Source organism: Neobacillus sp. YX16, assembly GCF_030123505.1.
In the GTDB taxonomy this organism is placed as follows: Bacteria; Bacillota; Bacilli; order Bacillales; family Cytobacillaceae; genus Neobacillus.
Genome location: NZ_CP126115.1, coordinates 2,896,241 through 2,907,933 on the forward strand (window position 1 = coordinate 2,896,241; position 11,693 = coordinate 2,907,933).

The window sequence follows — 11,693 nt, forward strand, 5'->3', positions numbered from 1 at the left end:
TTACCAAAACAAAAAATTAAAAAGGTAATTTAGGAGGAACGGACATGACTATTTTTAAAGAACCAATTTTTGATGTTGCACAACTTGCACACGTGGAGATTCTTTCTCCAAAACTAGAACAATCTGTTGAATTTTTTACAAGATTTCTAGGAATGGAAGTAACCGCTCGTTCAGGAGGTTCCGTTTATCTTCGTGCTTATGAAGATTTTTACCATAATACATTAAAAATCACTGAATCAAAAGAAGCAGGGGTTGGTCATGTTGCTTGGCGGGCCACGTCCCCACAAGCACTACAGCGCCGTGTAGAAGAAATTGAAAAAACGGGTTTAGGCAAAGGCTGGATCGACGGAGATATCGGTCATGGAAAAGCTTATCAATTTACAACTCCTGATGGTCATTTAATGGAAATCCTATGGGACGTAGAATATTACAATGCAGAGGAAGTGCAGCGCTCAAAACTACTAAACCGTCCATCCAAACGTCCCGATCGTGGTGTACCGGTTCGTCGCTTGGATCATATCAATCTTATGACTTCCAATCCAGGAGTCGATACGAACTATTTGATCGACAATCTTGGCTTCCGTTTAAGAGAGCAAATTCAAGATAACGGTCATGTCCTTGGCAGCTGGGTCAGCGTTTCCAATCTTGTTCATGAAATTGCTTTAATGCAGGAGCCTAATGGTGTGAAAGGAAAGCTTCATCATCTTTGCTACTGGTACGGCATTCCGCAAAACCTTTATGATGTGGCTGATTTACTTAAAGATCATGATATCAAGATTGAAGTTCCTCCTAATAAGCATGGGGTTTCCCAAGCGTTCTGTATGTATGTGATTGAACCAGGCGGGAACCGCATCGAATTATTCGGAGATGCAGGCTATATCATTACAGACCCAGCTTGGAAACCAGTGATTTGGGAAATGAAAGATGTTCCAGGCAATGGTGATACTTGGATTGGAACCGAATTCCCTGTATCTTGGTGGACTCAAGGAACACCACTTACTTCTAATGAGGCTGTTGAAAAAGAAGTTGTAAAACCTTAATACATCGAATAATTAAAAAGCGGGGTGGATGGTCTTGACGAAAATAAAAGCAGCGATTTTAGGATCGGGAAATATAGGTACAGACCTGATGTATAAAATTTTAAAAAATGATGGAAACATGGAATTAGCCTTAGTGTCAGGGATTGACCCAAATTCCGAAGGACTAGCGAGAGCAAGGGAAAAGGGAATTGCAGTAAGCCATCATGGGATTGATGCGATTTTGGAAGATCCAGAGATTAAGATTGTGTTTGATGCAACAAGCGCCAAAGCCCATATACTGAATGCACCAGCACTAAGAGAACAAGGGAAATTAGCCGTTGATATGACTCCGGCAGCCATTGGACCATTTGTCGTGCCAACCGTTAATTTACATGATCATCTTGAAGCGATGAATGTCAACTTGATTTCTTGCGGCGGCCAGGCGACGACACCACTTGTTCATGCTGTCAATCGTGTGGTACCTGTTCATTATGCAGAAGTCATTGCGACAGCGGCCAGTCTTTCGATTGGACCGGGAACAAGACAAAATGTTGATGAGTTTGTTCGCACAACAGCAAATGCGGTTCAACAAATTGGTGGAGCGAAAATAGCAAGAGCCATTCCTGTTTTCAATCCAGCAGAACCACCTATTAATATGACGAACTCTGTCTATGCGGTGATTAAAGAAGATTTCGATGAGGCAGCGGTCATTGAATCGGTTCAATCAATTGCTGCTGAGATTTCGAGATATGTTCCAGGCTATCGTTTAAAGGGTGCGCCATTTGTGGATTATCGTGAAACTCCATGGGGTCGTTTGCCAACAGTGGTCATCATGAATGAAGTGATCGGAGCGGGAGATTTCTTTCCTACCTATGCCGGGAATTTGGATATCATGACCGCATCCGCCTACCGAGTCGGGGATGTATATGCCGGACATTTTCTTTCTGCTAAGGAGGTAATACGATGAAGATTCCTAGACTGACAGATACAACACTAAGAGATGGCGATCATGCAGTTAGCCATAGTTATACGCCTGAACAGGTACGGGCCATTGTAAAAGATTTAGATGAAGCCGGTGTGCCTGTTATTGAAGTGAGCCATGGCTCCGGTTTAAACGGCTCGACGATTCAGCAAGGGTTCTCCATTCATTCTGAATATGACTTGATTAAAGTGGCGGTAGAAACCGCAAAACAAGCTAAAATTGCTTCTTTATTCGTCCCGGGGATTGGAACAAGCAAGGAGTTAAGAGAAGCGGCCGAACTTGGCATTTCTGTGCTCCGAATCGCCGTTCATTGTACAGAGGCAGATGTAACGGAGCAATACTTTCGCTTAGCGAAAGAATTAGGACTTGAAACGGTTGGTTTCCTCATGATGTCTCATACGCAGCCTGCAAGCGTGCTTGCGGAGCAGGCGAAGCTAATGGAATCGTATGGTGCCGATTGCGTTTATGTTGTTGATTCTGCAGGTGCCCTTGTTCAAAGCGGCGTTCGTGAAAGAGTGTCTGCCTTAAAAGAAGCGTTGTCCATTCAAATCGGTTTCCACGCTCATAATAATCTTGGCTTGGCCATTGGCAATACGATAACGGCGCTGGAAGCTGGTGCGGATCAAATTGATGGAACGCTGAGAGGACTCGGAGCGGGAGCTGGAAATGCGCCAACGGAGGTCCTTGTTGCAGTGCTTAATAAAATGAACATCGAAACCGGTATCAACTTAGCGATTTTAATGGATGCTGCAGAGGAAAAGATAGCTCCACTCATGCATTCTCCAATCGTGATTGATCGCGGCAACTTATCAAGTGGCTATGCTGGAGTTTATAACAGCTTTTTATTACACGTTAAACATGCTGCGGAAAAGTTTGGTGTCGGGGTATCCGAAATTATGGAAGAGCTTGGTAAAAGGCAAGCGGTTGCTGGCCAGGAGGACTGGATTTTAGATGTTGCCGTAGAACTAGCTGAGAAAAAAGGAATAAAAGTATAGTGCTAGATAAGGAGGAAACAGGTGTGTCAATCTTTCAAGAAGCCGCCACTCATCTTTTGGAAGCAGAGCAAACAAAGAAGGTTATCGAGCCGTTAACGGTTTCCTATCCAGGGATAACCGTCGATGAAGCGTATCATACACAGTTAGAGATTATCCGCAGAAAAGTTACAAATGGTGGAATCATCGTTGGGAAAAAAATTGGAGCGACAAGCAAAGCGATTCAAAATATGTTTGGTGTCAACCAGCCTGATTACGGTCATTTATTAGCCGATATGATGTATGTCGAAGGCGAAGAGATTTCACTAGGACAATATATTCAACCGAAAGTAGAATTTGAGATTGCCTTTATTTTAAAAAAGGATTTAAAAGGTCCGAATGTTTCCATCCTAGACGTCATCGAAGCTACAGATTATATTGTACCGGCCATTGAAGTGATTGATAGCCGGATTGATGATTGGAGGATCAAGTTTGAAGATACTGTCGCAGACAATGGATCTTCTGCGAGTGCGATTATTGGCGGGAAACCGACAAAGATAGATGGCTTAGATCTCACTCTTATCGGTATGGTCGCTTATCGAAATGGAGAAATGATTGATTCAGGAGCAGGGGCAGCCGTCCTTGGAAATCCACTTCGTTCTGTCGCATGGCTGGCGAATTCATTAGGTAAGTACGATGTCTCATTAAAAGCAGGGGAAATCATTCTTTCAGGCGCATTAACAAGTGCTGTTGAAGTAAAGGAAAATGATACGTTTACGGTAGAGTTTGCACATATTGGTTCAGTCATGGCTTCTTTTAAAAAATAAAGTGAAATCTCGACCAGCAAGGGGGACTTTTTCCCCCCACTTAGCGACGGGATATCAATAGAAACTGGGTGATAACATGATTAAGACGGATGTAATCGATCAAATTGCTTTTGAACTTTTCGAGGCGGAAAAACAGAAAAAAGCGGTAAATAAGTTTGTTGACGCCTATCCTGAACTGGATGAAGCGTTAGCTTATCAAGTACAAGAACGCTTAGTCGATATGAAATGCAAGGAAGAAAACACAAAAAGGATCGGCCTAAAACTTGGATTAACGAGCAAAGCGAAACAAGAGATGATGGGTGTTCATGAACCATCTTACGGGGTCTTGCTTGAAAGCATGCAGCTGTTTGAAGGGGAAAAAATTTCGCTTTCCCCTTTCATCCATCCAAAGCTGGAGCCGGAAATTGCCTTTATTTTTTACAAAGAGTTGAAAGGTCCGCATGTAACAGTCGCTGATGTGCTTCATGCAACTGAATATATTGCGCCTGCGGTTGAAATCATTGACAGCCGCTTCCATGGGTTCAGCTTTACCTTAGCAGATGCGGTGGCAGATAATTCATCATCTTCCCGCTTTATTATTGGCGAAAGATTCTATTCACCGAAGGATTTCGATTTGAAATTAATGGGAATGGTGTTTAAACAAAACGGAGAAGTTGTTGCGACAGGCGCGGGTGCAGCCGTAATGGGGCATCCAGCGAGAGCCATTGCTTGGTTAGCCAATCGGTTGTACAAAGTGGGGCAGAGTATTCAACCAGGAGAAGTCGTGTTAAGCGGCTCCTTATCCGCCGCAATTAAAATTGAAGCGGGTGACCATTTCTCGGCAGGCTTTGACGGCCTTGGCTCGGTTGAGGCTGTATTCACGGAATAATCATCAAGGCGAAGGGAGAGGTTTTTATGCCATTTATTCAGGTTAATATGCTTAAAGGGAGATCCCCGGAAAAGAAGGAACAATTGATTCGAGAAGTAACAGATGTCGTTTCGGCTGTATTAGATGCTCCCGTCCAAAGTGTTCGCATCATGATTAATGAATTAGAGCCAGAACATTGGGGCATTGCAGGAGAATCAGTAAAAAAGCGAAATGAGGTTTCAAAATGACAAACGTACAAACCGGAGTTAGAGAAGTGGGTCTTTTTATAAATGGGGAATATGTAAAAGCAAGCAATGGTGCTACTTTTGAAGTGAAAAATCCTGCAACTCAGGAGATCATTGCGAAGGTCAGTGAAGCCTCACAAGAAGATGTGGATCGTGCTTGCCGTATAGCACGGGATGCTTTTGAAAATGGCCCGTGGAGAACGATGACAGTAGCGGAGCGCTGTGCAAAGCTTCGTCGTATGTCTGAAATCATTCTTGAGCGAAAAGAAGAAATCGCTCGCTTAGATGCGACCGATGTAGGAAAACCATATCATTCAACGGTCCACCATGAGGTTCCACGCGCTGCCAACAATATCAAATTCTTTGCCGACTTCATGGAGCAGCAAGGCGGAGAAGTGTATCCAATGGGTGAAGAGTATTTAAACTATACTCGCTACGAACCGGTTGGAGTAGCTGCACTCATTACCCCTTGGAATGTTCCTTTTATGCTGACCACTTGGAAACTTGGTCCTTGTCTTGCTGCTGGAAACACAGCTGTTATTAAACCAGCTGAAATGACTCCGCTGTCTGTTTCACTTCTTGGAGAGATTGCGAAGGAAGCAGGAATTCCAGATGGTGTTGTCAATGTGGTACATGGTCTGGGAGGAGTGGTTGGAACGGCGCTGACAACCCATCAGGAAGTAGATCTTGTTTCCTTCACGGGCTCGACAGCTACAGGCAAGAGAATTATGAAAAGCGGCGCCGACACGTTAAAGAAAGTTTCTTTTGAATTAGGCGGAAAAGCAGCGAATATCGTGTTCGAAGATGCCAATCTTGATAAAGCAATTCCTGTCTCAATTCATGCAGCGTTCATGAATTCTGGGCAAGTCTGTCTAGCAGGATCAAGAATCTTGGTGCAACGCACGATTTTAGATGAGTTTATTGAAAAATTTAAGAAAGCTGCAACAGAACTAAAAGTCGGCGATCCACAAAATGTAGAAACCAAAATGGGTCCAGTGGTAAGTGAAGAGCATTATAAAAAGGTAACCAGTTATCTTGAGATTGCCAAAGAAGAAAATGCCACGTTAATTTGTGGTGGAAAGCGTCCAGACTTACCGGATTATTTACAAAATGGCTACTATTTAGAGCCTACCGTTTATCTTCAAGAAAATCCTAAGTCCCGTATTTGCCAAGAGGAAATCTTTGGACCAATCGTGACAATTATTCCATTTGATACCGAAGAAGAAGCCCTTCGTATTGCCAATGATACAGAATATGGGTTGAACGGTGTCGTTTGGACAGAAAATCTCCAGCGTGCTCACCGGATTTCACATTCCGTACGTGCGGGTACGATTTGGGTAAACTGCTGGTTTGTTCGTGATCTCCGTGCTCCATTCGGCGGCTTTAAAAAGAGCGGTGTCGGACGTGAAGGCGGCCATTACAGCATGGAATTTTTCACAGAAGCGAAAAATATTTGCATCGCATTAAAATAATTTCTGGTATTTATAAAATATGAAAAGTAAAGAGGGAAAGGGGAATAGATGCATTTTAATCTATGAGCCTTTCCTTTTAATCTATGTAGGGCTGAGTTAAGACTCAATAACAGAGTAGATTATTTAATAATATGTTTGATAAAAAGAGATAGATTGATATATAAAATAACTTTCATGTGACGCCCGTTTGTTCGCCAACAAGGGCCTCGTTGTGTTCAAAATGAAATTACTCAGTTTCTATACCGGGAAGTGCATTTATTAGATAGTCGGTATTATCGAGGATGGCTGGACTTACTAGCTGAGGATATTGTCTATCAAATGCCTGCGAGAATTACTACTGAGGGAAAGCATGATACTCCAAATATAGATTATAAGTCACGTTACTTTGAGGAAACAAAACATTCGATGCTTACAAGAGTGAAGCGGTTAGATTCTACCTCTTCTTCATGGGCTGAAATCTCAGGGCCGCGCCAACGTCACTTTATTAGCAATGTTTTTATCGAAAAAGGGGTCATGAATGATGAAGGAAACGAGGAGTATTTCGTTCGAAGCAACTTCCTTTTTAAACGGAACCGGGGTTCTGCGCGCACTTCCGAAGAGTTATTTGGTTGTAGAGAGGATGTAATCCGAAAAGAAAATGGGGAATGGAAGCTTGCCTCACGTGTCATCTATCCTGATCAGACTGTATTAGGCACCATCAATTTAAGTATGTTTTTGTAGGGGAGAGCAACATATTATCTCCAAATGGATAAACGGACGGATAAAAAAACGACAGGTGCTTGGCATAAAGGGTTCAGTTTTCGGGTGCTTTCCTAATAAATGACAAAAGAAATGACGTATGAATTGGCATACATCTTTTTCTTTATTTATCAAGGATTGTTCGGTATTTCTTTAACTTTGACATAACAATTGACATCATTTTTATGTTGGACAATAAGTATTGTGAAATTAAAAATAAGTGCCAAAACTACTGTCAATTTCAGTGCCGTTTTGAGTACTAGTATTAGAAGTCCTTCTTCAACTAACGAAGAAGTTTAGTTGAATAACAGTTGCATAAATAGTATGAAATCCTTACTTCTATGCAGGAAGTAAGGATTTTTTGTTGAATAAATGAAATTTAGAATATTATGGAATTTCCATGTGAATAGGAGAGGTTAATATGTCGTTTATGATGGTAAAAAAAGAATTTAAACTTGTTGGATTAAAAGGTAGTGGGGAGTTTGTTAACTTTGGTAATGAAGTACCCTTGCTTGCAAAGCAACTATTAAGTCGCTCAAACGAAATCCTAAATCCAACAGAGACCGAAATAGCATTATTTGAGCCTAAAAAGGATGAGAAGCATAGGATTGGTCATTATTATGTAGGATTAATTGTGAGTGAGAAATTAAATGAAGTGCCAACAGGAATGGAGTATATTAAAACGAATAAAAGTTACATAACTACAAGAGGGAATATATCTAATTTGGGAGAACTTCATTTGAATTTATTGAATTGGGCAGAAGAACAAGGTTATCAAAGAGATTTAGATTCTTATATTATCGAGACATATCACCCTATGGGGGAAGGAGATGAAGAAGTACAGATTTATTTACCAATTCAAGGTTAAAAGTACAAATCAAAAATCTTCTTCAATAAACGGTCAGGTATGTCGAAGTAGTTTGTTGTATTTAAACGTGGAATAAATAGGAAAATGAGATAATCTATTAGGAGATAAAAAATGAACTTGGATTTCGTTGAAGGTTTTAATATAAAAATTGCTACGAATGAGGATAGTAGTAATATTATTAAAATGTTAAAACAGATAGCTCTATGGATGAAAGATAATGAAATAAACCAATGGAGTTTTCTATTAGATGGTGGTGATGATGAAGAGATTGAACAAGCCATATCTAATCAAGAAACGTATATTGTTTTGAAAGATAACGATATTGTGGCTACATTTACACTTTTATCTAAACAAAGTGAATGGGATAGGGATATTTGGGGAGACGATATTTCCTCTAAATCGCTTTACTTACATAGACTTGCAATTATTCCTACATTTATGAAGAAAGGTATGGGTAGAAGTATTCTGACTTGGATACAGAACAATGTAAGTGATCAAGAATATCTTAAATTAGATTGTGTTGCGGATAATATAAAGTTAAATAGCTTTTATAAGGATAATAAATTTGAACTTGTTGGTTTAACAGATGGACACAGTAAATATCAAATGTGTATAAAAAAGAATTAAAAATTCTTCAAGTAACGAAGCAGTTTAATAAGAACAGGACAATCAATATACTATGTAGAATATAATAAAGTTGAGGTTGTATAAATATATAGAAAAAACAGTAAATAAAAATTAGGAGTGTTGGTTATGGTTCATGCAAAAGAGGTTTTATCGGATCAGTTGTTGGCAAATGCCAATGACCCTAGTTGGTACCTACCATTTTCAGATTCAGTAGAAAGATTGTCTGAGGAACATGCATTTTGGAAGCCAAACGAAGAAAGTAAGAGTATTGCTGAAATTGTGCAACATCTACTATATTGGAATCAAACATGGCAAACAAGGTACCAAAAATCTCACGTTGATGCTGTGCCTTCCATAGGAAATAATAATAACAGCTTTATTATTCCTGAAAATCATACTTTTGCTGACTTAAAGAAACAACTTTTAGAGGTGCTTTTACGTTGGCAAGAGTTATTATCTGAAGAAAAAGTTGAGAGTGAAGTTAATGGTTTTCCTGGACACGTGAAATGGTGGGCAATACTCGGAAATGTGGCAACTCATAACGCATATCACATTGGTCAGATCATTTATATCCGGAAGTTGCAAAATAGCTGGAAAATAGATGCAGGAAAAGATGAATAAATAAAAGTTGCACTAGCGCATACTTGAACTAAACCAGCTAATAGTTTGTCAATATTTTTCAATAAAAAATTAAATTTCTCATGCTATACTAAAATGTGCATGCCAAATAACCTTCCTAAATTCTACTTTTGGAAGGTTATGTATTTTTTAGTTTTATTTATTATTTAAGCTATATCTTGGAAGGTTGAGTTGCTTTTTAATAGTGCATAGATCCATTGTAAAAGCTTATTTGCACAGGCTATTACAGCTACTTTATAAGGCTTTCCTTCTTCCCGTTTCTTATCATAGAACTCTCGTAACCTCTTGTTGCGTGGGATGATATCTTTAGTTGTTTTCTTTTTTCGACAATCACGAATGGCACATTTAACGGCTAAATATAAGGCACGCCTAAGCCTGCTAGACCCTCTTTTTGTTATTCTGTTCACTGTTCCTTTGAACCTTCCTGATTCAAAGATACTAGGGTCAATTCCGGCAAATACTACAAGTTTTTTAGGGTGATTAAACCGAACAATCTCACCAATTTCGGAAATAATCGTTGCCGCGATTTTTTCTCCGATACCAGGGATTGATTGGATAATCTTATATTCTATAAGTTCTTTTGCTAAAGCATCTATCTCAGCTTGAAACGCAGATAGGTGCTTTTGGTATTCTAAAAGCATATTGATATACATTTTTAGCGTCAAAATATGGCTCTGGTATAAGGTTTTCTGAAAAGGATTCTGAGCTGCTGCAGATATCAGTTCCTTTGCCTTTGTAGCCGCCCACTTACGAGAACGACTATTACAGTTTTCCTTTATTCTAGTTGCTATCGTTTCTTCACCAGCTTCTAAGACATCGTTAGATGTAGGATATTCTAGTAGAGTTAGTAAAGAAACAACTGAATATAAGTCCCCAAAAACACCTTTATACTCAGGAAAAACCTGATCTAGAACAGCTTGAAACTGCAGCTTAGCTTGTACAAATATTTCAGTTAAGTTTTCGTGTTGGCGTGTTAGATTACGAAGGTTTAAGAGGTGAATTCCTCGTTTTTTATAGGGCTCCAAATCCTCTTTATAGTACAATTCACAGAGATGATAAGCATCGATTTTATCTGTTTTTACTTTCCGTAAACTCGAGCTCTTTGCACGATAAGAGATAAGAGGATTGATTATAATTAATAAATAATCTCTGTCCTCAAAATACTGAACAACGGGAGTATGATAATGCCCTGTAGCTTCAAGAACAATTGGAGGTTTAACTCCTGTTAAGTTCTCAATTTCTCTAAGAAATTGATGTAAAATATCTAATCCCTCTAGAGTATGTGATACTTTAAAACTACTTTTGTAAGGTTTTTTCTTATCCAAGAAAGCTTGAACCTGACTTTCGCCTTTTGCTATATCCAGACCAACGACTGGATTCATTTTTAAATCTCCTCCTCTAATATATAAAATCACCGGTACCCCTAATTCCATCTTGCAGTATCATAGCTTCGCTTGTTATACGAGATCTTAGTCCCAACCAGCCTCAAACATGTTTCTACAAGTAGGGGGGGAACTGTTTAGCTGACGGGATCGAGTCCCACGGGTGCTTACGTTCTACCCCGGCTACAGTTATAATAAAACCATATAAAAAATGGTCAACCAGAAATATCTGGCTGACCTTATAATACGAAGGGTGCTTTACTTTAAAATCAGGTTGCTGTGGCAGCCTTTTTTTAATGTGCTTACGGGGCAGTTAGCTGTGCGAAATGTTTCTCGCTTAAATGGAGGATGGTCACATTTCTCTGGTAAAGGCTAGACAGTTCCTGTCGGAACTGAAGGATTATATCAAAGAATCAAATGATAGGGTAACGCCCCTGAAGGGTTCTAACTTAGTCGAATAGCACTTGATTTAGTAAGAATGATAGTGTTATAAGCTCGGCGAAAAGGCGTGAGAATTTACCGTAGCAGGTTAAGCTGACGAACTTCTGAATGTACGGGTCTATACCTGCGATACATAGAAATAACAGGGGGAAAAGGGAGCGATAACCTCAAACCCTTACCTATCTGTATCAAGAAAAAATGGTATAATTTTAAAAAAAATAGGGTAAAGGGGAAGTGAAAAATGATAGATCTTAATGGTCGTAGCTTTGTTTCGATTGAAAATACGGATAATGGTGAAGTTTCTTCAAAGACTATTTTTGATTACACACAAGAGGGACATATCATCTCAGCAACTTACAGTGGAGGGGAAATTGTAAAAGGAACATTGATTGGAGTAATAAAGGATGACGGTTGCTTAGAGTTTAGGTATAACCACGTTAACAACAAAAATGAAATTAGAGGTGGACAATGTATATCTACTCCTGAAATCTTACCAGATGGGCGACTTAGGTTATATGAAAATTGGAAATGGCTTGATTCTGAAGCTACTGAGGGAAATTCAATTATTGAGGAAATTATCATTTAAAACTATTGAACGTACTAAATTATCCCTACTATATTAACGGGGGGCTTAA

General features: G+C 39.6%; 12 protein-coding genes and 1 pseudogene. 12 read left to right on the forward strand and 1 reads right to left on the reverse strand.

Annotation, left to right across the window (positions count from 1 at the left end; translation table 11 throughout):
- Positions 1 to 44: 44 nt before the first annotated feature.
- From QNH48_RS13935 to QNH48_RS13985, 11 genes and pseudogenes are all read left to right on the forward strand, one after another.
- Entirely contained in the window at positions 45 to 1,040 is a 996-nt protein-coding gene (locus QNH48_RS13935) for a catechol 2,3-dioxygenase (protein WP_283955442.1), read from the forward strand.
- Positions 1,041 to 1,068: 28 nt separating this feature from the next.
- Positions 1,069 to 1,986: an acetaldehyde dehydrogenase (acetylating) gene (locus tag QNH48_RS13940; protein WP_283955443.1), complete on the forward strand. Its 918-nt coding sequence runs from the start codon at positions 1,069 to 1,071 to the stop codon at positions 1,984 to 1,986.
- Complete coding sequence (gene dmpG / locus QNH48_RS13945; RefSeq protein WP_283955444.1) at positions 1,983 to 2,996, forward strand: 4-hydroxy-2-oxovalerate aldolase; 1,014 nt, start codon at positions 1,983 to 1,985, stop codon at positions 2,994 to 2,996. The genes QNH48_RS13940 and dmpG overlap by 4 nt, the downstream gene beginning before the upstream one ends.
- A gap of 23 nt (positions 2,997 to 3,019) precedes the next feature.
- Positions 3,020 to 3,799 carry a 2-keto-4-pentenoate hydratase gene (locus QNH48_RS13950; RefSeq protein WP_283955445.1) on the forward strand — a complete coding sequence of 260 codons (780 nt, stop codon included), beginning with the start codon at positions 3,020 to 3,022 and terminating at the stop codon, positions 3,797 to 3,799.
- Positions 3,800 to 3,875: 76 nt separating this feature from the next.
- Positions 3,876 to 4,667, forward strand: a complete 792-nt coding sequence (locus QNH48_RS13955; RefSeq protein WP_283955446.1) for a 2-keto-4-pentenoate hydratase — start codon at positions 3,876 to 3,878, stop codon at positions 4,665 to 4,667.
- A 26-nt stretch (positions 4,668 to 4,693) separates the two neighbouring features.
- Complete coding sequence (locus QNH48_RS13960; RefSeq protein ID WP_133371010.1) at positions 4,694 to 4,894, forward strand: 2-hydroxymuconate tautomerase; 201 nt, start codon at positions 4,694 to 4,696, stop codon at positions 4,892 to 4,894.
- Positions 4,891 to 6,363 (forward strand): aldehyde dehydrogenase, encoded by a 1,473-nt coding sequence (locus tag QNH48_RS13965; protein WP_283955447.1) that lies wholly within the window; start codon positions 4,891 to 4,893, stop codon positions 6,361 to 6,363. Before QNH48_RS13960 ends, QNH48_RS13965 begins: the two co-directional genes overlap by 4 nt.
- 216 nt (positions 6,364 to 6,579) lie before the next feature.
- A pseudogene (locus tag QNH48_RS13970) lies at positions 6,580 to 7,083 on the forward strand (aromatic-ring-hydroxylating dioxygenase subunit beta); the annotation flags it as partial.
- A 439-nt stretch (positions 7,084 to 7,522) separates the two neighbouring features.
- Positions 7,523 to 7,969 carry a GyrI-like domain-containing protein gene (locus QNH48_RS13975; RefSeq protein ID WP_283955448.1) on the forward strand — a complete coding sequence of 149 codons (447 nt, stop codon included), beginning with the start codon at positions 7,523 to 7,525 and terminating at the stop codon, positions 7,967 to 7,969.
- Between the two features lie 111 nt (positions 7,970 to 8,080).
- Positions 8,081 to 8,596 carry a GNAT family N-acetyltransferase gene (locus QNH48_RS13980; protein ID WP_283955449.1) on the forward strand — a complete coding sequence of 172 codons (516 nt, stop codon included), beginning with the start codon at positions 8,081 to 8,083 and terminating at the stop codon, positions 8,594 to 8,596.
- 126 nt (positions 8,597 to 8,722) lie between these two features.
- Complete coding sequence (locus QNH48_RS13985) at positions 8,723 to 9,217, forward strand: DinB family protein (RefSeq protein ID WP_283955450.1); 495 nt, start codon at positions 8,723 to 8,725, stop codon at positions 9,215 to 9,217.
- A 164-nt stretch (positions 9,218 to 9,381) separates the two neighbouring features.
- Here QNH48_RS13985 and QNH48_RS13990 read toward each other — a convergent pair whose 3' ends face one another.
- The gene (locus QNH48_RS13990) at positions 9,382 to 10,617 is read right to left on the reverse strand and encodes an IS110 family RNA-guided transposase (protein ID WP_283955451.1); all 1,236 of its coding nucleotides are present in this window, start codon (positions 10,615 to 10,617) and stop codon (positions 9,382 to 9,384) included.
- Between the two features lie 682 nt (positions 10,618 to 11,299).
- On the opposite strand from QNH48_RS13990, the gene QNH48_RS13995 reads away from it, so the two are divergent.
- A complete protein-coding gene (locus tag QNH48_RS13995) occupies positions 11,300 to 11,644 on the forward strand; it encodes an avidin-fold protein (RefSeq protein ID WP_179292717.1) in 345 nt (114 codons plus the stop codon).
- The last annotated feature ends 49 nt before the right edge of the window (positions 11,645 to 11,693 follow it).